General features: G+C 37.2%; 26 protein-coding genes and 1 pseudogene. 21 read left to right on the top strand and 6 right to left on the bottom strand.

The features are described 5' to 3' along the window. Positions 1 to 4 precede the first annotated feature (4 nt). From D0Z64_RS04275 to D0Z64_RS04240, 8 genes are all read left to right on the top strand, one after another. Entirely contained in the window at positions 5 to 967 is a 963-nt protein-coding gene (locus D0Z64_RS04275) for a F0F1 ATP synthase subunit gamma (RefSeq protein ID WP_080881486.1), read from the top strand. Between the two features lie 22 nt (positions 968 to 989). Beyond that, positions 990 to 2,429 (top strand): F0F1 ATP synthase subunit beta, encoded by a 1,440-nt coding sequence (gene atpD / locus D0Z64_RS04270; protein WP_080881485.1) that lies wholly within the window; start codon positions 990 to 992, stop codon positions 2,427 to 2,429. Between the two features lie 11 nt (positions 2,430 to 2,440). Further along, complete coding sequence (locus D0Z64_RS04265) at positions 2,441 to 2,878, top strand: F0F1 ATP synthase subunit epsilon (RefSeq protein WP_080881484.1); 438 nt, start codon at positions 2,441 to 2,443, stop codon at positions 2,876 to 2,878. Positions 2,879 to 2,933: 55 nt separating this feature from the next. Continuing rightward, complete coding sequence (locus tag D0Z64_RS04260; protein WP_080881483.1) at positions 2,934 to 3,164, top strand: DUF1146 family protein; 231 nt, start codon at positions 2,934 to 2,936, stop codon at positions 3,162 to 3,164. Positions 3,165 to 3,245: 81 nt separating this feature from the next. Next, positions 3,246 to 4,235: a rod shape-determining protein gene (gene mreB / locus D0Z64_RS04255; RefSeq protein ID WP_080881482.1), complete on the top strand. Its 990-nt coding sequence runs from the start codon at positions 3,246 to 3,248 to the stop codon at positions 4,233 to 4,235. Between the two features lies 1 nt (position 4,236). Continuing rightward, positions 4,237 to 4,539 carry a membrane protein insertion efficiency factor YidD gene (yidD, locus tag D0Z64_RS04250; protein WP_040457036.1) on the top strand — a complete coding sequence of 101 codons (303 nt, stop codon included), beginning with the start codon at positions 4,237 to 4,239 and terminating at the stop codon, positions 4,537 to 4,539. 8 nt (positions 4,540 to 4,547) lie between these two features. Beyond that, positions 4,548 to 4,775 carry a DUF2969 domain-containing protein gene (locus tag D0Z64_RS04245; RefSeq protein ID WP_006351758.1) on the top strand — a complete coding sequence of 76 codons (228 nt, stop codon included), beginning with the start codon at positions 4,548 to 4,550 and terminating at the stop codon, positions 4,773 to 4,775. A gap of 21 nt (positions 4,776 to 4,796) precedes the next feature. Beyond that, positions 4,797 to 5,990: an FtsW/RodA/SpoVE family cell cycle protein gene (locus D0Z64_RS04240; RefSeq protein ID WP_080881481.1), complete on the top strand. Its 1,194-nt coding sequence runs from the start codon at positions 4,797 to 4,799 to the stop codon at positions 5,988 to 5,990. 56 nt (positions 5,991 to 6,046) lie between these two features. Here the strand turns inward: D0Z64_RS04240 and D0Z64_RS04235 are convergent, their stop codons facing one another. The 5 genes from D0Z64_RS04235 to rpsD all read right to left on the bottom strand — a co-directional run bounded on the left by D0Z64_RS04235 (position 6,047) and on the right by rpsD (position 9,638). Then, positions 6,047 to 6,514: a universal stress protein gene (locus tag D0Z64_RS04235; RefSeq protein ID WP_080881480.1), complete on the bottom strand. Its 468-nt coding sequence runs from the start codon at positions 6,512 to 6,514 to the stop codon at positions 6,047 to 6,049. 50 nt (positions 6,515 to 6,564) lie between these two features. Beyond that, the gene (locus tag D0Z64_RS04230) at positions 6,565 to 6,843 is read right to left on the bottom strand and encodes a hypothetical protein (RefSeq protein ID WP_080881479.1); all 279 of its coding nucleotides are present in this window, start codon (positions 6,841 to 6,843) and stop codon (positions 6,565 to 6,567) included. Positions 6,844 to 7,156: 313 nt separating this feature from the next. Continuing rightward, on the bottom strand, positions 7,157 to 8,473 hold the full coding sequence (locus D0Z64_RS04225) for a replication-associated recombination protein A (RefSeq protein WP_006351392.1): 1,317 nt from the start codon (positions 8,471 to 8,473) through the stop codon (positions 7,157 to 7,159). Beyond that, a complete protein-coding gene (locus tag D0Z64_RS04220; RefSeq protein WP_040456809.1) occupies positions 8,473 to 8,946 on the bottom strand; it encodes a YueI family protein in 474 nt (157 codons plus the stop codon). Before D0Z64_RS04220 ends, D0Z64_RS04225 begins: the two co-directional genes overlap by 1 nt. Before the next feature lie 80 nt (positions 8,947 to 9,026). Continuing rightward, on the bottom strand, positions 9,027 to 9,638 hold the full coding sequence (rpsD, locus tag D0Z64_RS04215; protein ID WP_006351394.1) for a 30S ribosomal protein S4: 612 nt from the start codon (positions 9,636 to 9,638) through the stop codon (positions 9,027 to 9,029). A 282-nt stretch (positions 9,639 to 9,920) separates the two neighbouring features. On the opposite strand from rpsD, the gene ezrA reads away from it, so the two are divergent. The 11 genes and pseudogenes from ezrA (at position 9,921) to mreD (ending at position 22,915) form a co-directional block, all read left to right on the top strand. After that, the gene (gene ezrA / locus D0Z64_RS04210) at positions 9,921 to 11,636 is read left to right on the top strand and encodes a septation ring formation regulator EzrA (RefSeq protein ID WP_080881478.1); all 1,716 of its coding nucleotides are present in this window, start codon (positions 9,921 to 9,923) and stop codon (positions 11,634 to 11,636) included. Positions 11,637 to 11,721: 85 nt separating this feature from the next. Then, complete coding sequence (locus D0Z64_RS04205; protein WP_006351396.1) at positions 11,722 to 12,882, top strand: cysteine desulfurase family protein; 1,161 nt, start codon at positions 11,722 to 11,724, stop codon at positions 12,880 to 12,882. A gap of 2 nt (positions 12,883 to 12,884) precedes the next feature. Further along, complete coding sequence (thiI, locus tag D0Z64_RS04200; protein ID WP_040456843.1) at positions 12,885 to 14,102, top strand: tRNA uracil 4-sulfurtransferase ThiI; 1,218 nt, start codon at positions 12,885 to 12,887, stop codon at positions 14,100 to 14,102. A gap of 49 nt (positions 14,103 to 14,151) precedes the next feature. Continuing rightward, a pseudogene (locus D0Z64_RS04195) lies at positions 14,152 to 14,861 on the top strand (pseudouridine synthase). A 280-nt stretch (positions 14,862 to 15,141) separates the two neighbouring features. After that, complete coding sequence (locus D0Z64_RS04190; RefSeq protein ID WP_127345660.1) at positions 15,142 to 17,781, top strand: valine--tRNA ligase; 2,640 nt, start codon at positions 15,142 to 15,144, stop codon at positions 17,779 to 17,781. A gap of 1 nt (position 17,782) precedes the next feature. Then, positions 17,783 to 19,060: a bifunctional folylpolyglutamate synthase/dihydrofolate synthase gene (locus D0Z64_RS04185; protein ID WP_080881476.1), complete on the top strand. Its 1,278-nt coding sequence runs from the start codon at positions 17,783 to 17,785 to the stop codon at positions 19,058 to 19,060. After that, entirely contained in the window at positions 19,041 to 19,721 is a 681-nt protein-coding gene (locus D0Z64_RS04180) for an HAD family hydrolase (RefSeq protein WP_006351402.1), read from the top strand. The genes D0Z64_RS04185 and D0Z64_RS04180 overlap by 20 nt, the downstream gene beginning before the upstream one ends. A 31-nt stretch (positions 19,722 to 19,752) precedes the next feature. Next, complete coding sequence (locus tag D0Z64_RS04175) at positions 19,753 to 20,376, top strand: JAB domain-containing protein (RefSeq protein ID WP_006351403.1); 624 nt, start codon at positions 19,753 to 19,755, stop codon at positions 20,374 to 20,376. Between the two features lie 94 nt (positions 20,377 to 20,470). Then, positions 20,471 to 21,475 carry a rod shape-determining protein gene (locus D0Z64_RS04170; protein WP_080881475.1) on the top strand — a complete coding sequence of 335 codons (1,005 nt, stop codon included), beginning with the start codon at positions 20,471 to 20,473 and terminating at the stop codon, positions 21,473 to 21,475. Between the two features lie 49 nt (positions 21,476 to 21,524). Beyond that, the gene (gene mreC / locus D0Z64_RS04165; protein ID WP_127345659.1) at positions 21,525 to 22,376 is read left to right on the top strand and encodes a rod shape-determining protein MreC; all 852 of its coding nucleotides are present in this window, start codon (positions 21,525 to 21,527) and stop codon (positions 22,374 to 22,376) included. After that, on the top strand, positions 22,376 to 22,915 hold the full coding sequence (gene mreD / locus D0Z64_RS04160; RefSeq protein WP_006351406.1) for a rod shape-determining protein MreD: 540 nt from the start codon (positions 22,376 to 22,378) through the stop codon (positions 22,913 to 22,915). Before mreC ends, mreD begins: the two co-directional genes overlap by 1 nt. 46 nt (positions 22,916 to 22,961) lie before the next feature. Here mreD and D0Z64_RS04155 read toward each other — a convergent pair whose 3' ends face one another. Beyond that, positions 22,962 to 23,087: a DUF4044 domain-containing protein gene (locus D0Z64_RS04155; protein WP_006351407.1), complete on the bottom strand. Its 126-nt coding sequence runs from the start codon at positions 23,085 to 23,087 to the stop codon at positions 22,962 to 22,964. Between the two features lie 92 nt (positions 23,088 to 23,179). Here D0Z64_RS04155 and D0Z64_RS04150 point away from each other — a divergent pair, with 92 nt between their 5' ends. Further along, a complete protein-coding gene (locus tag D0Z64_RS04150) occupies positions 23,180 to 23,509 on the top strand; it encodes a DUF3397 domain-containing protein (protein ID WP_006351408.1) in 330 nt (109 codons plus the stop codon). Between the two features lie 180 nt (positions 23,510 to 23,689). Continuing rightward, positions 23,690 to 24,121, top strand: a complete 432-nt coding sequence (mraZ, locus tag D0Z64_RS04145) for a division/cell wall cluster transcriptional repressor MraZ (RefSeq protein WP_006351409.1) — start codon at positions 23,690 to 23,692, stop codon at positions 24,119 to 24,121. Position 24,122 lies beyond the last annotated feature (1 nt).

The raw sequence follows: 24,122 nt of genomic DNA, 5'->3' as shown, positions 1-24,122 counted from the left end.
AATTATGCCTGCATCTTTACTTGAGTTGAAGAAGAAAATCGCTTCAGTAAAACAAACTAGTAAAATCACTGAGGCCATGAGAATGGTTTCTGCATCAAAGCTTAGTCAAACCGAAAAACGTGATAAAGGTTATACCGTTTATAATGATCACGTTCGTAAGACACTTTCAAATGTTATGAGTTCACAAATTGTAGAATACTTAGGAAACGAGAATGTTACAATTGACGAAAAGAATATTGCTAACATTGACTATGCTGATGTTTTTGAATTAGGTATTACTTCAGATTTGATTCAAGAACGTAAAAAGACTAATACTACTGGTTATTTGGTAATCACTGGGGACCGTGGATTAGTAGGTTCTTATAACAGTCAAGTTTTGAAGAACATGATGGAATTATTTGAAGATTCCAAGGCTGAAAACAAAAACATCAAGGTTTTAGCTGTGGGTTCTGTCGGAGTACAGTTCTTTAAGAAAAACAATGTAAATGTTGTTTACGAAAAGACAGGTATTTCTGATGTTCCAACCTTTGATGAAGTTTTACCAATCGTTTCAACCGCTATTAAGATGTATTTGAATGGTGTTTATGATGAATTGTATGTTTGCTACACTCATCATGTTAACTCCTTGTCATCTGCATTCAGAGTTGAAAAGATGCTTCCAATTATTGATTTGGATATCGGCGTTAAAGAAGCTGAAGCTCATCAAAAATTAGAATATGATATCGAACCAGACATTAATTCTGTATTGACAAGTTTGCTTCCGCAGTATGCTCGTTCGACAATTTACGGGGCTATTTTGGATGCAAAAACTGCTGAACATGCTAGTTCAATGACTGCCATGCAGAGTGCGACAGATAATGCTAATGATTTGGTTGATAATTTAACTACTAAGTTAAATCGTGCAAGACAGGCGCAAATTACTACTGAAATTACTGAAATTATCAGTGGTGCGAATGCCTTAGAGTAAAAAAGAAAAGGGGGTAGATGGTTTGAGTGAAGGTGAAATTGTTCAAGTAATCGGCCCAGTTGTCGATGTTAAATTCCCACTTGATAAAAACCTACCTGATATTAATAACGCTCTTCGAGTAATTAAATCAGAAGATGAATCAATTGTCTTGGAAGTTACTCTTGAGCTTGGAGATGGGATTTTAAGAACTATTTCCATGGAATCTACCGATAGTCTTCGACGCGGTATGAAAGTCGAGGATACTGGTGGCCCAATTTCAGTTCCAGTTGGTGAAGACACTTTAGGTCGTGTGTTCAACGTCTTGGGTCAACCAATCGATAACGGTCCAGAATTTCCAAAAGATCATCCACGTGAAGGAATTCATAAGGAAGCTCCAAAATACGATGAATTAACCACTAGTCGTGAAATCCTTGAAACTGGTATCAAGGTTATCGACTTGCTCGAACCTTATGTTCGTGGTGGTAAGGTTGGTTTGTTCGGTGGTGCCGGTGTTGGTAAGACCACTATCATTCAGGAATTGATTCACAACATCGCTCAAGAACACGGTGGTATTTCCGTATTTACTGGTGTTGGTGAAAGAACTCGTGAAGGTAACGACCTTTACTTTGAAATGAAGGCTTCAGGGGTTTTAAGCAAGACTGCCATGGTATTTGGTCAGATGAATGAGCCGCCTGGTGCCAGAATGCGTGTTGCTTTAACTGGTTTGACAATCGCTGAATACTTCAGAGATGTTGAAGGTCAAGATGTTTTGCTCTTCATTGACAACATCTTCAGATTTACTCAGGCTGGTTCAGAAGTATCAGCTTTGTTAGGTCGTATGCCAAGTGCCGTTGGTTATCAGCCAACTTTGGCTACTGAAATGGGTCAATTGCAGGAAAGAATTACTTCTACCAAGAAGGGCTCTATTACTTCAATTCAAGCCGTTTATGTGCCAGCCGATGACTATACCGACCCAGCTCCAGCTACTACTTTTGCTCACTTGGATGCTACTACCAACTTGGAACGTAATTTGGTTGAGCAAGGTATTTATCCAGCCGTTGACCCACTTGAGTCTTCATCAAGTGCATTGGATCCAGAAGTTGTTGGTAAAGAACACTATGAAGTCGCTACTCGTGTGCAACACGTTTTGCAACGTTATCACGAATTGCAAGACATTATTTCTGTTTTAGGTATGGATGAATTGTCTGATGAAGAAAAATTGATCGTTGCCCGTGCACGTAAGGTTCAATTCTTCTTATCACAAAACTTCTTCGTTGCTGAACAATTTACTGGTGTACCTGGTTCATATGTTCCAATTAAGGAAACCATCAAAGGCTTTAAGATGATCTTGGATGGTCACCTTGATGACTTACCAGAAGATGCCTTCCGTGGTGTTGGCCCAATTGAGGATGTTTTGAAGAAAGCACAAAAGATGGGTGTTACACCTAGTGATCCAGAAGCTAAAGCATTACTAGAAAAGTAGGGTGATGTCAAATGGCAGATCCAGAAAAGCTTTTTAGAGTAGATGTTGTAACTCCAGATGGATTAATTTATTCACACCGTAGCAGCATTATTGATATGCGTGCGATTGATGGTCAACGTTCAATCATGTATGGACACACGCCTTTATTAACTCCATTAGCCATTGGCGATTTAAAGGTTAGAAGAAGTCGTGAAATGTCCCGTAAGGTTGATCATATTGCAGTTAATGGTGGCTATATTGAATTTTCAAACAATATAGCTACTATAATTGCCGATAGTGCCGAAAGAGCTCGTAATATTGATGTTTCTCGTGCTGAAGCAGCTAAGGAACGTGCTGAAAAGCGGATGAAAGAAGCTCGTGAAAAGCATGATCAACGCTCACTTGAAAGAGCACAGATTGCTTTGAAACGTGCCGTGAATAGAATTAGTGTTTACAATACTAAAAAGTAAAGCAAATGAAAAGGTGGATGCGGATTGCATCTGCCTTTTTTTATTAGGAGAAAAAATGTTTCAATTAGGCGTTCACGCGATCATTAGTATTTTTATTTATCTAGTAAGCATTGGCTTATCTTTTCAAGCTGTTAAAGCCCTGCAAATTGAAGAATTTACACGTAAAGGCAGAGTTTTTGAAACGCAGCTGCTATTTATCTTCATTGCGATCGCTTTAGGATATTTAGTTGCTAGTTTCGTTATCAATTTTATCGATACATCGATGCAATTAAGTAATTTGTTTTAAGGAATGCTTAAAACATTGACAGTTAGGACAAGGTACCGTATTTTATGGTAAAATGTAACTTGAATACTAGGGAGGGTTATTGTGGCACGAGATATTGGAATTGATCTAGGGACTGCAAACGTACTTATTAATGTCTCTGGCAAAGGTATTGTTTTAAATGAACCTTCAGTTGTGGCTGTAAATACTTCTACTAACAAAGTAGTAGCTGTCGGAACTGAAGCATATAAAATGGTGGGTCGTACCCCAGGTAATATTAGAGTCATTCGTCCATTGAAAAATGGTGTCATTGCTGACTTCGATATTACTGAAGAAATGTTGTCATACTTTATTGAAAAGCTTGATGTTAAAGGCTTTATGTCAAAGCCTAATATTTTGATTTGTGCACCTACTGGTGTTACTTCAATTGAACAAAAAGCTATTATTGAGGCTGCAGAAAAGTCCGGTGGCGGTAAAGTATATCTTGATTTTGAACCAAAAGTTGCTGCTGTTGGTGCAGGTTTGGATATTTTTAAACCACAAGGAAACATGGTAATCGATATTGGTGGAGGAACGACTGATATTGCGGTTTTGTCAATGGGCGAAATTGTAACTTCCAAGTCGCTTCGCTATGCTGGTGATAGCATGAATCAAGCCGTTGTAAGTTACATTAAGAACAAGCATAATCTTTTGATTGGTTCAAGGACTGCTGAAAATATTAAAATTCAAATCGGCAGCGCTTTTGAACCAGATCCTGATGCTTCAATCACAGTTCGTGGTCGTGATGTAGTTGACGGTTTGCCAAAACAAACTACTGTCACTGCTGAGGAAATTCAAGAAGCTTTGCATGATGGCTTGATGTCAATTGTAGCCTCAACTAAGGATGTTCTTGAAACTACGCCACCTGAATTATCAGCAGATATCATCGATCGCGGTATTATGCTTACTGGTGGTGGAGCTTTGCTTAGAAATATTGATAAATTAATTTCTTACCATTTACAAGTTCCTGTATTAACGGCTGATCATCCATTGGAAGCTGTTGCTTTAGGAACAGGTACTTTACTTAAAAATATTGAAAAGCACAAACGTTACTAGAATGCGTTTGCTTAAAAAAGCAATGATTTCTTTGGTTCGATTTTATCAGAAATTTATTTCACCTTTATTTCCGCCAAGTTGTCGTTATTACCCAACTTGTTCGAACTATATGATTGATGCTTTAAAAAAACACGGTCCAATTTTAGGACTAATTATGGGGATTTGTCGCATTTTGCGTTGTAATCCCTTTGTTCGCGGTGGAGTAGATCCAGTGCCGGACAATTTTACAATTTTTAGGAATCCTCATCCAGAAAAATATGAAGATCCAATAATTGCAAAAAAGTTTCATCCAAATAAAAAATAGGAGAAATTATGTCTAAAAAAACTCAGAATATTGATATCGAAGTTAATGAACTCAAAGGAAAGAGTGTACCTACTTGGGAAGTTGTAATTCCTAACAAAAAGGCCATTGGTTTAATTGAAAAAGTTGATGGTCGTTACCGTGCAACTACTGCCAAAACAAGCAAAATTCTTTTTGCTAAGAGTTTGGAAAGCAGTATTAATGATTTACTTTCATACTTCGCTTTACATGAAAAATAATATTAAGTAGTGATTCTTTAAATGGTTAAAGTAGAAAATAAAACTAGTTTAATTGACCGTATAGCTTGGAATATCGTAATTCCGGTTGTTCTTTTGGCTTTAATTGGTCTATATGCTATCTATGTTGCATATGCTAATGATACGTCAAACTTAGGTTCACCCGTAAAAGGGGTGTTAATGCAGGCTGCTTGGTACCTTATTTCCATTGGAATTGTGGCCTTTGTTATGCAATTTGATGCGGAACAATTGTATAAGATAGCTCCATATGTTTTTGGTTTAGGTATTTTTCTTTTAATCGCTGTTCTGTTTCTATATAACAGACAGGTAGCTGCAACGACTGGTGCTAAAAGTTGGTTTAAATTAGGGCCACTTACTTTTCAGCCATCAGAAATTATGAAGCCAGCTTTTATTTTAATGCTGGCTAGAGTAGTACATAAACATAATCAGCAATTTGCGCATACTTTGCGTAACGACTGGATCTTAATTGGAAAAATATTTTTGTGGCTATTGCCGGTAGCTATTCTGCTGAAATTGCAAAATGACTTTGGTACCATGCTAGTCTTCTTTGCAATTGTTGGTGGTGTAATTTTAGTTTCAGGCATTACTTGGAAAATTATTATTCCTGCTTTCAGTATTGTAGCGGTTTTAGCTACCGGAGTTATTATCTTGGTTACGACTACGGCCGGTAGACAATTACTCAGTCATTTCTTTCAGGCCTATCAGTTTGCCAGAATTGATTCGTGGTTAAGTCCATCAACTGGGACCTCTGATAGTGCATATCAGTTATGGCAGAGTATGCAAGCTATTGGATCAGGGCAAATCTTTGGTAATGGCTTTGGTAAAATAAGTGTTTACGTACCAGTACGTGGCTCTGATATGATTTACTCAGTAATTGGTGAAACCTTTGGTTTTGTTGGTAGTGTTGCCGTAATCTTGATTTATCTTTACTTGATTATTCAAATGGTAAAAATCACTTTTGATACTAGAAATGCCTTTTACTCATACATTTCTACCGGTGTTATTATGATGATTTTATTCCACGTTTTTGAAAACATCGGAATGAGCATCGATCTTTTGCCGTTGACTGGTATTCCGCTACCGTTTATCTCTCAAGGTGGGTCAGCTTTAATTGGTAATATGATCGGTATTGGAATGATTCTTTCGATGAAATTCCATAATAAAGATTATATGTTCAGTACGGCTGGCGATTTCTAAAGTATAGAAAATACGGATCTGACAATAAATCAGATCCGTATTTTTTTACTCTGAAACTAATCAGTAGCCAAAGCGTCTTCGATTTCCTTAGTACGACAAACCAAGACATCGCAATTTGCAGTTCTAGTGACATATTCAGTGACACTACCGATCAATAAACGTTCAATCGCATTTAGACCAGTTGCTCCGACAACGATTAAATCAATATTGTGCTTTTTAGGAAAATCATGAGCAATAATGGTCTTGGGTGAACCAAATTCTATTGAATAATGAACATCCTTTACTCCAGCTTTTTGTGCACGTTGGTAATATTCTTCCATGTACTTTTTGGCATCTTCAGAAACTTGTTCAACCATAGCTGAATCAAAACTAGAAACATTTTGGAATGATCTAGTATCAATTACGTGCAGAATTTCTAGTTTAGCACCATTACGTTTAGCGATAGCAACGGCTTTACTGAAAGCGAGATCAGCCTCTTTTGAGCCATCAACAGAAACTTGAATGTGTTGATATTGTGTAAGCATTTATAAGCACCTCTTCCTACATCTATTTTACCAAATTTACTAACATGTTATTAATTGTTTTGATTAAATAATAAGCCAAAAATTAAAATAGTCAAGCAGGCCAATGCAATGGTAATCAAATTCATATATTTGTTGCCAAAAAAGACGATAATCAGACCCAGCACACTTTCGCACATTAAGGCAATGGAAGTCCAGGTTAAGGCTTTTGCCAGTTCTGGATGACTTCCTACATCGTAGATTAAAAATTGACCGCTGCGACGGTGCCACATGTACCATGCAGTCAAAAGCAGCAATATAATAAAGATTATCATTGCGATTTTAATGATCATTAAAAATTCACTCCAATATATAAAAAAGGGCGGTCATCACGACCGTCCTCTTAATTATCTAAGGAAATCTGAGCTGACTGAACATAGCATAATGACGCTTGTTGAACCCGCAATGTTCAATTTCTGAACTAGTATCACAGCGAATATGGATCCTGAAACAAGTCAGTATTCCGATTCGGTAGTTATTTACTAGCTCCCACGTCTTATAGTTTGATCGGTCAACTTTATACATTTAAGCTTGTCGATCAACTCAGATCACTTATTATGTTACGAAAGTTTATGTCGCTTGTCAAGAAAATAGAAAGCCTTTCCATTATTGATTCTTAGTCTTTTTCATAAGTCCATCCGCTTGCATCTTTTTCAATGTTTTGTAAGTGGTGAGTAGACCTTTTTCAATTTTTGAATTGCCCTTTGGCTTAAAATAATGTGTATTTAATAAATTATCTGGCAAATATTGTTGCGCAATCCAATCATTAGGAAAGTCATGCGGATAAATATAATCGACACCATGATTTAACTTTTTTGCTCCTTTATAATGAGCATCCTTTAGACTGGCTGGAATAGAACCGACATTTTTATTTTGTACGTCAGCAATTGCTTCATCAATAGCAGAAATAGCGCTATTGCTTTTTGGCGAAAGAGCCAATTCAATCACTGCGTTTGCTAATGGAATTCTCGCTTCAGGAAAACCTAATTGTTGAGCAGCTTGAATAGCGATTACAGCATGTTGACACGCTGCAGGATTGGCTAAGCCAATATCTTCATAAGCAATTACTGAAAGACGGCGACAAATTGAGATTAAATCTCCAGAATCGATCAAACGTGCTAGATAATGCAAGGAAGCATCGACGTCGGATCCACGAATTGATTTTTGAAAAGCAGAAACCAGATCGTAATGACCATCTCCACTAGCGTCAAAATTTTGGCTCTTCATTTGAATTGAATTAGCCATTTCTTGTTGATTAATCGTAAAATACTGATTTTCTTTTCCAGCTTCCTGGAGTTCTTGTTTAGTTGATAAAACAGCCAATTCCAGGCCATTTAAGGTAGTACGCAGATCACCGTTTCCTTTTTCTATCAATAATTTTTCAGCATCCTTGGTTAAGGTAACATTATATTTGCCCAAGCCGTTTTCCTGATCATGCAACGCGCGTTGAATTGCCTTGTCTGCATCATCTTCTGACAGAGGCTTTAATTCAAAAATTTGACAGCGTGAACGAATAGCGGGAGAGATAGCAATATATGGATTCTCAGTTGTTGCACCAATAAGGATAATTTGTCCGGATTCTAGCAATGGCAATAAAAAATCCTGTTTTGTTTTGTCGAGACGGTGAATTTCATCGAGCAGCAAAATTACTGTACCGCTCATTTTGCCTTCTTCTGCTACTTGTTGCAACTGCTTCTTGCTATCTGTGGCCGCGTTTAGTTTTCTAAAGGCATATTTGGTTGAACCGGCAATTGCACTGGCAATGCTGGTTTTTCCAATTCCAGGAGGACCATACAAGATCATGGATGATAGTAATTTGGCTTCGACCATCCGGCGAATGATTTTGCCTGGTCCAATTAAATGTTGCTGTCCAACAACTTCATCAAGATTTTGTGGTCGCATTCTGTAAGCTAATGGTTTCATTATTTATTACCGTGGAAAAGACGATGCCAAAAGCTGCCTTTCTTTTGTGTACTTGATGAGGTCAGTTCTTCTTTAGGTAGTTCGGAAGGGTAAACCTGATTGATTTCAACGCGCATTTTATTAATTGCCGTCTTGGCGACAACCAACACAGCTGTATCCTGTGGACCTGTTTTAGCTGAATCATCATTAATTAATGTGAATGGAATATTTTTTTGGCTGCAAAGACCTTCGATTTTTCCTAAAAATGAATTATCTTCGATATTGCCATTGATTAAAACGGTATAGCCTTGATAGTCATCAATATGTTCTAAAAACAAAGCTGTTAAATTTGGATCTTTAATTTCAGTATTATTCATTCTTACTAAAACTCGTTCGCGTAAAGAACCTAAATATCTTCTTCGCTCATCGGGTTTAGTTTGGGGAGTAATTCCTTGAGCAGCTTGCTCAACACGCTTACTTAAATCTTGCGTCATTTTTTTCACCTCGATTAAAATTATAGCAAGAAAAAACCTTTCCCATAGGGGAAAGGTTTTCTTTGAATGTAACGTAAAAATTAAAGTAACTTGTTGTACCATTCAACAACAAGAGCTTCGTTAACGTTAGGATCCATTTCGTCACGTTCTGGTAAACGAACAAGGCTCCCTTCCATCTTGTTATCATCAAAGGCAACGTATGATGGACGTGCAGTAACCGCATCAAGGGCATCCTTAACTTGTTGCAAGTTCTTTGACTTTTCCTTCAAGCCGATTGTTTGACCAACCTTAACTTCGTATGAAGGAATATCAACACGCTTGCCATCAACTGTGATGTGACCGTGGTTTACCAATTGTCTTGCTTGTTCTCTAGTAGTTGCCAAGCCAAGACGGTAAACGATGTTGTCCAAACGACGTTCAAGCAAAATCATGAAGTTAGTACCGTGTTGACCTTCACGAATCTTACCAGCACGAGCGAACAAAGCTCTAAATTGGCGTTCGTTCAAGCCGTATGCCCAACGTAACTTTTGCTTTTCGTGTAATTGTTCACCATATTCTGATAAACGACCACGGCTGTTAGTACCATGTTGACCTGGAGCGTAGTTACGACGAGCAATTTCCTTACCAGTACCAGAAAGTGAAACACCTAATCTTCTTGAACGTTTCCAACTTGGACCTGTATATCTTGACATAAATAAATCCTCCAATAAAATCTAATAATAATTTTTGGAGTAAAATATCACAAATAAGTTCAACATTCGTGCATCTCAATTTTCATTTTCGCCCGTTGCAGCGTGGGTTACTCGTTCACTAGATAGCGTATTGAGATGTTGACGTTCTTGTCACTTATAGCTGCAAATATTTTACACGAATACTATTATAAAAGGCAGATAAGAATAAATCAAGAAAAGGCTCGCTTTTATCCCGTTTTTTCTGTGTTTTGGTATAATTATGGTAGTTTTGGAGGATATACAATGTCATCAGTTCAAACCTTAATTATAATTGCGATCATTATTTTAATAATCTTGATTGTTGGATTTATTATTATTCAAAATCGCAAGCATTTGCATGAAATTGAAGCTATTGACAATTCAGTTGACAAAATTGCCAAAATGCATTTGGAACGTGATATTAAACGACTGGATAAGATGGACTTAGCAGGTGAGAGTTTAACTACGCTCAACACTTGGCGCAAGTGCTATCAAGATGCCGCAACTGCTAAAATACCGGAAGTACAGCATTTACTTGAACTAGCTGCTGACGAGAATGCTTCTTATCACTTGTTTAAGGCACGCAAAAATATTAAAAAAGCTCAAGAAATTATTAATAGTACGCTTGATGATATGAAAAATACGCACGACGTCTTTAATGATCTACTTGAATCTAATCGGGAAAATCAGCTGCAATATGATGCTTTAATTAAAACCTACCGTTCAATGCGAAAGAATATTCTTGCTGATTCTTTTAATTACGGTAGCGCACTTAATCAACTTGAAAATGAGTTAAGTTCAATGGAAAGCGATTTTGATGAAGCTAAAAACCTGTCTTCTCAAGGCGATCACGTCGAAGCTAAGCGGGTTTTAACCAAGATCAAAGTAGCCTTAAACGAGTTGAAAGAGCAATTGCCAAAAATCAAAGAAGCAGAGCACCAGCTTGAAACCGTCTTTCAAGATCAATTAAGTGAGCTTTCAGATGCCTACAAAAAGATGATTTCAGAAAAGTTTTACATTAATAAGGTTAATGTGCTTGATGAAATTAAAAAGATTCATGAAGAAATTGATTCAGCACGCAACCTGCTTGCTGGATTGAAGATTGATGAACTTGATAAGGAAAATAAGAAGATTGCTTCTCAAATCGATGATTTATACAATGTTTTAGCAACAGAATATAAAGCACGGCCATTTGTCGAAGAAAACCAAAGCAAGATGTTCACGCTGATCTCACATCAACAAATTGCTTCTAAAAAATTAGTTGAAAAATTGCGTCATATTGATGAAAGCTATGAATTAACTCACGGTGAGTTAGATGAAAGCAAACACCTAGAACAAGAAGTCAATGATATGAATCGGCAATATACCGTTGATACGCAAAATATTGCTGATGGTAAGGGCGTTTACTCAGAAATTCAAAATTCATGGTTGGCTATGCTGGATCGTCTGCGTCAGATTGATGCCAAACAAAAGCAAATGTCACAAGATGTCGATGGCTTATATGATTCAGAAAACGTCGCTAATGATTCAATCAAGCATTTTAAGCAAGAAGTTTCATTAGTATATCGTCGTTTGCAACGGCGCAAACTACCTGGAAATCCAGATAGCTTTGTTCAAATGTATACTTTAGTGGTTAATGAAATTGGTCATGTCAGTGAACAATTAAGCGAAGTTCGTATTAATATGGAAAAAATTTCAAATGAATTGATTCAAATTTCTGATGACGTTGAACGGTTAAAACGCGAAGCTGATGATATTATTAATTCCGCTAATCTAGTTGAACTGACGATGCAATATTCCAACAAGTATTCTGATCGGGATGCAATTCAAAAGGCACAAGATAAGGCAATGAAGCTATATCAAAGAAACTATGATTATAAGAACGCTCTTGATACTATCGCAACTGCGCTTGAAAAAGCTGAGCCAGGTGCTTACCAAAGATTGGAAAATTCATATTATTCAGAAAAGAATAACAAATAATTGAAGCTTACTTTTATTTAAGTTACACTTTATAAGTCATTAAACGGTCAATTTTTTGACCGCTTTTTTAGAGGAGTGACTAATTTTGATTTATTTTGATAATAGTGCAACGACTAAAATTGATCCTAGTGTTTTAGCTACTTATGATAAAGTTGCAACTGAAATTTGGGGCAATCCATCAAGTTTGCATAAGATGGGAGATCGTGCCCATCAGCTTTTGGAAGCTTCACGCAAGCAAATTGCTGATTTGTTGGGCGTTAAGCAACACGAAATTTTCTTTACTTCCGGTGGAACTGAGTCCAATAACACAGCAATTAAGGGAACAGCTTTTCAGAAACGCGAATTTGGTAAACACATTATTACTTCCAGTGTAGAACATGCTTCAGTGGCTAATGCTTTCACTAGTTTGCAAAATTTGGGCTACCGTGTAACTCGTCTGCCGGTTGATAAAGATGGCCGCGTTAATGTTAATGATTTACGCAATGCCATTGATTCAGACACAACGCTTGTTTCAATTATGGGTGTTAATAATGAAATCGGAACGATTCAACCGATTGAAGAAATTAGCGATTTATTAAGCAATTACCCGACAATTCAATTTCATGTTGATAATGTTCAGGCGTTAGGTAAAAATATTTGGGATAAAGTTTTTACGCCTAGAGTTGATTTAACGAGTTTATCTGCACATAAGTTTCATGCTCCACGAGGCATTGGAGTTCTGTATAAAAAAGAGGGCAAAATGCTGACTCCGCTTCACGATGGCGGCGGTCAAGAAAAAGGTCTGCGTTCAGGAACTGAAAATTTACCTGCGATCGCGGGCATGGCAAAAGCAATTCGTCTTTTGTTAGAAAATGAGCCAGAAAAGGCTGCCAAAGAGGAAGCAATTAAGGAAAAGATCATTGACTACTTGCAAGATAAACCAGGAATTAAAATTTTCTCACCAGCCAATGCGGTTTTTGCACCACATATTCTTTGTTTTTCATTAGAAGGAATTAGAGGAGAAACTCTAGTCCATACCTTGGAAGATCAGGATATATATGTTTCAACTACATCTGCTTGTGCATCCAAGACTGCAGATGAAGCTAGCACCTTGGTTGCAATGCGAGTTGATGATAAAATAGCAACAAGTGCAATTCGTCTTAGTTTTGATGAAACAAATACTTTAGCAGAAGCTGATCAATTTATTGAAGTATTTGATAAGATATATCATCATTTTGCTAAAATAAACCACTTAGGAGAGAATTAATGATTAAGTATACTGAAGTTATGATTCGGTATGGAGAATTATCAACTAAGGGTAAAAACCGCAAAGATTTCATTGGCCGTTTAGCCGGCAATGTTACTAAAGTTTTGCGTGATTTTCCTGAAATTGAAATTCATCCACGCCATGATCGGATGCATATTGTTTTAAACGGTGCACCTTTTGAGCAAATTGATAAGCGATTAAAAAAGGTTTTCGGAATTCAAACATATTCGCCAGCTATTAAGGTACCCAGAACTTTAAAAGATATTGAAGAAACATCTTTGGCTTTGATGCAGGAAACTTTTAAGGATGGCATGACTTTCAAAATCAATACCAAACGGGCTGATCACCGCTTTGAATATGATACCAATCAGCTAAACAACTTGGTTGGCGACTATCTGTATGACCATATGGATAATTTGAAGGCTGAAATGAAGCATCCAGATTTGGTTTTAAGAATCGAAGTCAGATCTGATGCAATCTATATTTCTAACCAAATGCTGCACGGAATTGGCGGAATGCCAGTAGGAACTGCAGGTAAAGCAGTTATGATGCTGTCTGGCGGAATTGACTCTCCTGTAGCATCATACCTTGCTATGAAACGTGGAGTAGAAATCGAAATGGTTCACTTCTTCAGTCCACCTTACACAACTGAAAAGGCATTGGCTAAGGCAAAGGAATTGACAGGGATTTTGGCCAATTACTGTGGCAAGATCAACTTTATTGCTGTGCCGTTTGCTGAAATTCAGGAAACCATCAAAGAGAAGATTCCTGAAGGCTACTTAATGACAGTTCAGCGCCGCTTCATGCTTCAATTGGCAGATCGAATTAGAGCCAAAAGAGGCGGATTGGCAATCTTCAATGGTGAATCCGTGGGCCAAGTTGCTTCTCAGACTTTGCAATCTATGGTAGCAATTAATGATGTCACTACAACACCAGTTATTCGTCCAGTAGCTACAATGGACAAGACTGAAATCATTGACAGGGCGGAAAAAATTGGTACTTTTGATCTTTCAATTCAACCATTTGAAGATTGTTGTACGATTTTTGCTCCACCTCGTCCTAAGACTAAGCCAAAGTTGGATAAGGCTCGTGCCTATGAAGATCGTTTAGATGCTGAAGGCATGATTCAACGAGCAATGGATAGCATTGAGGTTACCCCAATTTATCCAAATCAAAAGTTTTTGGATGACAAGGCTCAAGAAGATAAAGATCTATTATAAAGATAAGGCTAGAAGGACAACTTCTAGCTTTTTTGTTAGGTGAAGACGAATGCGAATTGATAAGTATTTGGCCAATATGAATGTTGGTTCACGCAAGGACGTGCATAAATTAATTAAATCCGTGATTGTGAGTGTAAATGGGCACCCGGTAACAACGCCAAAAGAAAAAAGTAAACGAAAACGATCAGGTCTTGGTTGGTGAAGAAGAGATTGCCTATCAAAAGTTCCATTATTCTTAATGAATAAACCCAAAGACGTTTTATCTGCGACAGAAGATCGAAGTCAGCGGACTGTGATTTCCTTACTAAAAATACAGACCGCTATCAAGGAATTAGTCCGGTAGGATGCCTTGATAAAGATACAACTGGTCTGCTTTTACTCACTAATGATGGACAGCTAAATCATGAATTGCTAGCTCCAGGCAAGCATGTCGATAAAATTTATCGCGCCAAAATAGCCGGTCCGATTAATGAAGAAACAGTCAAAACCTTTGCTTCCGGAATGACTTTGGGTGATGATACAAAACTAAAGCCAGCTACATTAAAGATTTTAAGTCAAGATGAAAAAGAAGATACTTCACAGATTGAAATCAAAATTCAGGAAGGAAAATACCATCAAATTAAGCGCATATTTGCTGCAGTGGGGATGAAGGCTATAGAATTAGATCGAATTGCGATGGGTAATTTGCGTTTGCCACCTGATTTAAAACGTGGTGAGTATTGTACTTTAAGTCCAGAAAGGATTCAGCAGATTAGATAATAAACTTTTTTCTTAAAAAGATTCATGCTATAATCAAATGCAACAGCAATGATCAAGAGGTATCAACTTTATTAACAGAGAAAAGCCATACAGCTGAGAGGCCGAAAGTTGATTTGTAGCTTGATTAGCTGATCAGTTGAAATTCAGTAGGCTGATCCGGACACTTCAGCGCCGTTATCGCTTTAAGAGAAGCATTTTAAATGCTTAACGTAGGTGGTACCGCGGTTAGTAAATCGTCCTAGACATTATGTCTAGGACTTTTTTATTGGAGGAAAAATTAATGACAGATTTAGCACCTAAATACAACCCAAATGAGGTTGAAAAAGGCAGATATCAAAAATGGCTTGATGAAGATTTATTTAAGCCATCTGGTGACAAAAAAGCTCACCCATATTCGATTGTTATTCCACCACCAAATGTAACTGGCAAGTTGCACTTGGGTCACGCTTGGGATACGGCAATTCAAGATACTTTAATTAGATTTAAGAGAATGCAAGGCTATGATACTCTTTACCTTCCTGGCATGGACCATGCCGGCATTGCCACTCAAGCTAAGGTTGAGGCACGTTTGCGTGAACAAGGAATTGATCGGCACCAATTAGGTCGAGAAAAGTTCTTAAAGCAGGTCTGGGAATGGAAAGACGAATACGCAAATATTATTAAAGGTCAATGGGCCAAAATGGGTCTTTCACTTGATTATTCACGTGAAAGATTCACTCTTGATAAAGGTTTATCAAAAGCTGTTAGAAAGGTTTTCGTGCAGCTTTATAATGAAGGCCTGATTTATCGTGGTGAATATATCATTAACTGGGATCCAAAGCTTGAAACTGCTTTGAGTGATATTGAGGTTATTCACAAGGATGACAAGGGTGACTTTTACCATATTAAGTATCCATTTGTTGATGGTTCCGGCTATGTAGAAATCGCTACTACTCGTCCTGAAACTATGTTTGGTGATACGGCAGTAGCCGTTGCTCCAGGGGATGAAAGATATAAAGATATTGTGGGCAAAGAGTTGATTTTGCCTTTAGTTGGTCGTCATATTCCAATTATCGAAGATCAACACGTAGATCCTGAATTTGGTACTGGTCTTGTAAAGATTACTCCAGCTCATGACCCTAACGACTTCCAAGTAGGTAATCGTCATAACTTGAGGAGAATCAACGTTATGAATGATGACGGTACAATGAATGAAGAATGTGGCAAATATGCCGGCATGGATCGTTTTGACTGCCGTAAACAATTAGTTGAAGACCTTAAAAAGCAAGGCTACTTAATTAAGGTTGACCCAATTGTCCACTCAGTTGGTCACTCAGAACGTTCGGGCGTTCAAGTAGAACCTCGTCTTTCAAAACAATGGTTTGTAAAGATGAAGCCCCTTGCTGAAAAAGTTCTAGAAAATCAAAAGACTGAAGGCAAGGTTAACTTTGTCCCTGAAAGATTTGAACATACTTTGGAACAATGGATGGGTGATGTTCATGATTGGTGTATTTCACGTCAATTATGGTGGGGTCACCGAATTCCAGCTTGGTACAACAAGAAAACCGGTGAAACCTATGTAGGTGAGGAAGCACCTAAAGATATTGAAAATTGGGATCAAGATCCTGATGTTCTTGATACTTGGTTCTCAAGTGCTTTATGGCCATTTTCTACTTTGGGTTGGCCAGACACTAATGCTGATGACTTTAAGCGTTACTTCCCAACCAATGCTTTGGTAACTGGCTATGATATCATTTTCTTTTGGGTATCAAGAATGATTTTCCAAAGCTTGCACTTTACTCATGAGCGTCCATTTAAGGATGTCGTTCTTCACGGTTTAATGCGTGATCCACAAGGCCGCAAAATGAGTAAGTCATTAGGTAACGGTGTTGATCCAATGGACGTTGTTAACAAATACGGTTGTGACGCTCTTAGATGGTTCCTTCTTAACGGTACTGCTCCAGGACAGGATACTCGTTATGATCCAAAGAAGCTTTCTGCTGCTTGGAACTTTATTAATAAGATTTGGAATGCATCACGTTTCGTAATTATGAACTTGCCAGCAGATGCTAAGCCAGCCCATATGCCAGATACTTCAAAATTTGATTTGGCTGACAGTTGGATCTTTGATCGCCTTAACCATGTTGTCGGCGAAGTAATTCGTTTGTTTGATGAATATAAATTCGGTGAAGCTGGTCGTGAGCTTTACAACTTTATCTGGAATGATTTCTGTGACTGGTACATCGAAATTTCTAAGGTTGCTTTAAATGGTGATGATCAAGAATTAAAGGCTAGAAAGCAAGAAAACTTAATTTGGATTCTTGACCAAATCTTGCGTTTGATGCACCCAATTATGCCATTCGTAACTGAAAAATTGTGGTTATCAATGCCTCATGAAGGCAAATCAATCATGATTGCTAAATTCCCTGAAACTCATAAGGAATTTGAAAATAAGCAAGCAGATGAAGATATGGCCTTCTTAATTGAAGTAATTAAGGCTGTTCGTAATATTAGAATGGAAGTTAATGCTCCAATGTCATCACAAATTGATATTATGATTCAATTGGATGATGAAAAGGACAAGCATATTTTGGATGACAACGTCGAATATGTTGAAAACTTCTTACACCCAAAGAAGCTTGATGTTGCTGAAAAGATTGAAGCACCAAAACTTGCTAAGACGGCTGTTATTCCAGGAGCACAAGTCTTTGTTCCATTAACTGAATTGGTCAATGTTGACGACGAATTAAAGAAGATGGAAAAAGAAGAAACAAGATTAGTTGGCGAAGTTGAACGTTCAACTAAGAAACTTTCTAACCAAGGCTTTATTGCTCATGCTCCTGAAGCTGTTGTTAATAAAGAAAAGGAAAAGAAAGCTGATTACGAAAGTCAATTAGCAGGTGTACGTGAAAGAATTAAAGAATTGAAAGAAAGTAAATAGCGTGAAGTTTTTAACTGCTCATGATGTAATTAAACATCTTTATTCTTTGCCGCATCTTCATCCGAAAAATGACTTATCTTTTATTAAACGGATTTTGTCATCTTTAGGTGATCCGCAAAACAAGGTGAAGACAATTCATGTGACAGGAACTAATGGGAAGGGCTCTACGTCTTACTATCTAAGCAATTTACTGCAAAAGGCAGGTCAAAAGACTGGTCTTTTTGTCTCACCTTATGTTCGTGAATTTAATGAGCGAATCCAGCTGAATGGTCAAGACATTCCAAATTCGGATTTAGTGAAGGTTGCCAATATTGTCGAGAGCAAAATCGAACTTTTGCAAAAAGACGATCCTAACTTTGCATTAGTTACTTTTGAATATGAAACAGCACTTGCTTTTGAATATTTTTACTTAAACAGATGTGATTATGCCGTGATTGAAGTGGGAATTGGCGGCCAACATGACAAGACCAATGTTATTTGTCCTGAAGTTAGTGTAATTACAACCATTGGACTTGACCATGAAAAAATTATTGGGCCAACGATTGAAGACATTGCTCATGAAAAAAGCGGCATTATTAAGTCGAAAAAGCCTGTAGTTTTAGGTAATGTTCCGCAAACAGTTTTACCTATTTTGCTAAAAAAAGCCAACGAAACAAAGTCTTCAGTTTATCTGTTAGGCCGGGATTATACAGTTGAGACAACCAAAAATATTCAGTACTGTTTTAAAAATCATCAAATAGTTTTTGCCAAGCGACCATTAGTTGAAAGCTATGACATCGCTATTGCTGTTACCGCTTTTTATTTATTGCATCTCCCGCTGGAAGAAAAGATGATTGAAAAGGCAATTGATCAAACCAATATTCCAGGACGGTATCAGATCATTAGTAAGGCGCCGAAAATAGTTTTAGATGGTGCTCATAATATCCAAGCGATGAATAATTTGCTGTCGTTTTTGCATCAAGTTAAAAATAAAGATGGTCGCCTTTATTGCCTGGTAACAATGATGAAAGATAAGGATCTAAAACAAGTTTTTGATTTGTTTGAAGACCAGGATAAAGTTACTTTAACTACTGTTCCATATTCTCGAGCAGCAAAACTTAACGATTTTCCCGCTGAAGTAAGAGAAAAATATGCCTACGATGCAAATTATTGCCATGCTTACCAAAATTTAAAAAATAAATTGTCTAAAAATGATATTCTGTTAGTAACTGGTTCTTTTTATTTAGTAAGTGCAATATTGCAAGTGGAGGATCCAATCAATGCAAGTGCAAGGGATTAATGATGAAATTAAAGGCATTCTGTTTGATTTAGACGGATTATTGGTTAATTCCGAAAAATTATACTGGGATTCAAATATTCAAGCTGCAAAAGAGGCAAAGCTTGATATTCCCGAAGACAGCTATCTAAAATTGACAGGTGCGACTGTTCAGGAAATGCAAGATTTTTATCATAAGTATTTTAAAACGACTGCTGAGCGTGATCGTTTTATCAAAAGGACTGATGAGTTAGTCTGGCAATGGACTGATGAAGGAAAATTGAAATTGCAGCCGGGTGTCCAAGCAGCCTTGGATCGTTTTCAAGCTTTAGGCCTGAAAATGGCAATTGCCTCAAGCAATTATGAGGATGTACTTGAACATGCATTATGGGCAACAGGAATTCGCAACTATTTTGATTTTCATTTGAGCTATTTGGATGTCCAAAAGGGTAATATTAAAGCTAAACCGGCACCGGATATTTATCTAGCTGCTGCGAAAAGAATTAATTTACCTAAAGAAAATTTGCTTGTTTTTGAAGATTCATCAACTGGTGTGCAAGCTGCTAAAAATGCGGACATCAAAGTGGTTATGATTCCCGATTTAAAGGCACCTTCGGCAAAAGACCGTGCAAATGCCACGATGATTTGCAAAAACTTTTTTGAATTTTTAGAAAAAATTAGATGATTTTCCCGTATTTAATAATGAGGGGGTTTCTATGGAAAAAACAAAACCAAATCATTATATTGTAAATACGGATCAAGAACTCTTGCTTCACCTTTTTCATCAATTGGAAGATGCAGGATATCAAACTTTACCGGAGCTAGAAGAAAAAATTTTGCAGCTAAAACTGTATTCTTTCTCTGATTTGTTTAATTATATTTCAGGTCCTGCTTGCGATCAGGAGATTGCGGTTGCTATTGAAGAAGTAGCAGATCGTTTGCGTCTGTCTGAGCCAAAAAGGAATACAGTTTTCACTTCTAGTCGAGAAGTTGGAAATTATTTAGCCAATAAACTAGTTGGTCATAAGCAGGAAGAGTTTTGGGTTTTATATATTGATAACGGCAATCATATTGTCGCGGAAAAGAAAATTTCGCAGGGAACTTTAGATCGTTCTTTAGTTCATCCGCGTGATGTTTTTAGGTGGGCTGTTCTGTTTAATTGTGCTAGTATCATAGTTGCTCACAATCATCCGAGCGGAAAGCTGATGCCTTCACAAAGTGATCTTAAATTGACGGATGATCTTATTAAAATAGCGGGTTTGATGAAAATTAATTTTTTAGATCATTTTATTTTGGGCAAAGGCCATTACTTAAGCATGAAAGAGAATGAATTGTTTTAAATTCTTTAAAATTTGAACGAAAATCAGCTTTAAGTAAACTTTATGCTATAATTATTCAAGATTCAGAGACCGCAAGTATTAAGGAGAGATTTTCGTGTTTGGATTAGGTTCAAAAAATATTGGTATTGATTTAGGTACCGCAAATACTTTAGTTTATATGGAAGGCAAAGGGATTGTTTTAAGAGAGCCTTCCGTTGTTGCTAAAAATACGCAAACTGGTGAAGTTATTGCAATTGGTTCAGAAGCCAAGGAAATGATTGGTAGAACCCCAGGTACTATTCGTGCAATTCGTCCAATGAAGGATGGGGTAATTGCCGATTACGATACAACTGCTGCTATGCTTAAATACTTCATGGAAAAAACTGTTGGCAAGTCAAAGCCTTCAGTAATGATTTGTGTTCCATCAGGCGTCACTGAAGTTGAAAAGCGTGCTGTTATTGATGCAGCCCGTGTTGCTGGTGCCCGTGAAGCTTTCGTAATTGAAGAGCCATTTGCTGCCGCTATTGGTGCCGGTCTTCCAGTTATGGATCCAACTGGTTCAATGGTTGTTGACATTGGTGGTGGTACTACTGATGTTGCTACTATTTCTTTAGGTGGTATTGTTTCATCAACTTCAATTCGTCAAGCTGGTGATAAATTTAATAGTGCAATCATTAACTTTATCCACTCAAAATTCAATTTATTGATTGGTGAAAGAACTGCAGAAGATATTAAGATTCAAATTGGTTCAGCTTCCGTAAAGAAAGCAGAAGAAATTGAATCAATGAATATTCGTGGACGTGATTTAGTAACTGGTTTGCCAAAATCAATTGATATTGAAGCAGTTGATGTTGCTAAAGCAATTCAAGACGTTGTTCAAGACATTATTGTTGCAATTAAGGAAACTCTTGAACAAACATCTCCTGAAATTGCAGCTGATGTTATCGATCATGGTATTGTGTTAACTGGTGGTGGTGCTTTGTTAAAGAACTTGCCAGAAGTTATTTCAGAAGCTACCAAAGTTCCAGTATTTATTGCTCAAGATCCACTTGACTGTGTAGCCATCGGTACTGGTGAATCACTTAAGAATATTGAAGTAATGCGTAGAAGTCGTAAATAAAAGTTAAAAAATCCGGCTGAAGCCGGTTTTTCTATAGGATCATTTCTGTATGAAGAAATTTCTACAAAACAAAAAGTTATTATCTGCATTTATCATTGTCATTGTTATTATTGCCGTTTTAGGCGGAAGCGTGAGCTTAAGAAATAAGAGAAATAGTCCTTTATTTATTCAAAGCTTCGGTAATGATATTGTCGCAGTTGGTTCGAGGATTGTCGATGTTCCGTTAGGTTTAATTTCTGGTGGTTTAAATAATGTAAATAGTCTTCTAAATACTCAACAGGAGAACGATTATTTAAAGAGCAAAGTCACTGATTTAGGACAAACTAAGGCAAGAAACCAAGCTTTAGCTGCAGAGAATAAGCAGTTAAAAGCAGCCTTAAAATTGAAGGATACGTTAACTGGATACAGTTTAATCAATGCATCTGTTATTTCTCGCTCTCCTGATACTTGGTCTGATCTGTTAGTGATTAATAAAGGATCATCAAGCGGTATTGCTAAGAATCAAGCCGTCATGTGTGGTGGAGGAGTCATTGGCCGTGTAATTGAGGTTAGTGCAGCTTCATCAAAAATCGAACTGATTACAACAACGGATAAGTCTGCCAACCGTTTTGCCGTACAAGCTACTGCTACCAATGGCAAGACTGTCCACGGACTTATTACCGTTAATACCAATGGCGGTTTAGCCTTTACCCAAGTAGTTGATAGCAACAAGCTGAAAAAGGGTACAAAAGTATATACCAGCGGTATGGGTGGCAATTCACCTAAAGGATTATTAATTGGAACAGTTGAGGCAACTACGAGAGACTCCTTTGGCCTGTCAAACATGATTAATATTAAACCAGCTGGAGAAATCAATGATCCATCTGTTGTTTCAATTATTGTCAGAAAGGTGGCAAAGTAATGCGCATTTTTCGTGAGTGGGTATTAGCCATTGCTTTATTTGTGGCCTTAACTTTAGATGGCAGCATCTCACTATACTTACATCAGTTTATGACTTGGAATACATACGGTGCTAGTTGCTGGATCATGCCGATTGGAATTATGCTGATTGGACTGTTTGATGATGTCAATAGCAAGGAAATCTGGTTAGCTCTTGGAGCAGGCATTGTGGCTGATATTTCTACATTAGGAATTATTGGTATTTATACAGTTTTCTTGCCACTTGCTTGTTGGGCTTGCCAAAGAGTTGCACGTTTTTTGCCAGAGGTATTTTGGTCACGTCTTTTGGTTGTCTTATTGGGTTTAACCTTGCTTGATCTTTATAGTTGGGTTGTTTTAAGTCTTGTTGGCATAATTACAGTTTCAGTTCATATGATGTTAATGAGCTTATTGCTAAATCTAGGTTGGTCTATCATCTTTTTCGTTTTGACTTACTGGATTTGGGGAAATTTAGCAACTAACTACCCATTTATGGTTGATTTGAATGCTTATCGGCAATAAGAAAAAGACGCAGGAAATTATTTCCTACGTCTTTTTTGTTTTGTTTTTAAAAAGCTCCAAGAGAAGCTAAAGCTTGCGCGATAATTGCGGCTAGCGTAATAAAGGCCATTAAGAGTGCCATTACAATAGTTAACTTTTGAAAAAAGGACTTCTTTTTCTTTCTACGTGCCATGAACTAAACCTCCTATTTGTTACATTTTATTCTTCTTACCAGTTTTTTTCAATGAAGTAAAAAGGTAGAATAGAAAAGATGGAGGAAAAATAATGCTTTTGATAATTTTGATACCAGTAATAGGAATTTTAGCGGCCGGGTTAGTTACGAAGATTTTCCCAAAAGCTCAATTTAAAGGATACGATGTTTTACCTTTTTTCTTTATCCCAAGTTGCAATTTAATTACTAATTTACAAAACAGACCATCATTTTTGCCGTATGGCTTTTTGCTTTTCTTTTTGTTGGCAATTGTCTTAACAATTGGAGCTGCAGTAAAGGAGAAAAATATTGCTTTAGGCAAGACTATCCATAAATTATGGGGCTACTTAAGTCTTTGCTCAGTGATGTGGTATTTGGGCTTAATTTGCATGATGATGGCTTAAAATCCCCACATTTAGATTAGAATGATCATTAACCTTGAAGTATCAAGCTTCAAGGTTTTTTTTATTTATTCAAAAAAGCTAAATCAAAATAAAAATATTTAAAAATTTGACCTTTTTAGGTCATTGTGTGGTAGGAAGTGGTGAATTGTGGTAAATTATTCTGTGGGAGGGGGCTAGACCATGTTCATGGGTGAATACCATCATAATTTGGACAGTAAAGGTCGCTTGATTATACCAGCGAAACTGCGTAATCAAATTGGTGACAAAATGGTATTTACCAGAGGAATGGAAGGCTGCATTTTCGGCTATACATTAGATGTATGGCATGAAATTGAAGCCAAATTAGCGCAACTTCCGTTGACTAAGAGAAATGTACGTAATTTTATGCGTTTATTTTATTCTGGTGCGATGGAAAGCGAATTTGACAAGCAAGGTCGTGTTAATCTGACCAAGACATTAAAACAACACGCCGGGCTTGAAAAAGAATGTGTTATCGTAGGTGTTTCTAACCGAATCGAAATTTGGTCTAAGGAACGTTGGGAAGACTTTTCACAGTCTGCTAATGAAAACTATGATGACATCGCAGAAGATTTGGACGACATTGGACTATAAT

The organism is Lactobacillus amylolyticus (assembly GCF_003999355.1).
Taxonomy (GTDB): domain Bacteria; phylum Bacillota; class Bacilli; order Lactobacillales; family Lactobacillaceae; genus Lactobacillus; species Lactobacillus amylolyticus.
Note: the sequence above shows the minus strand (reverse complement) of the source record. Positions and strands in the feature narration are given on the sequence as shown.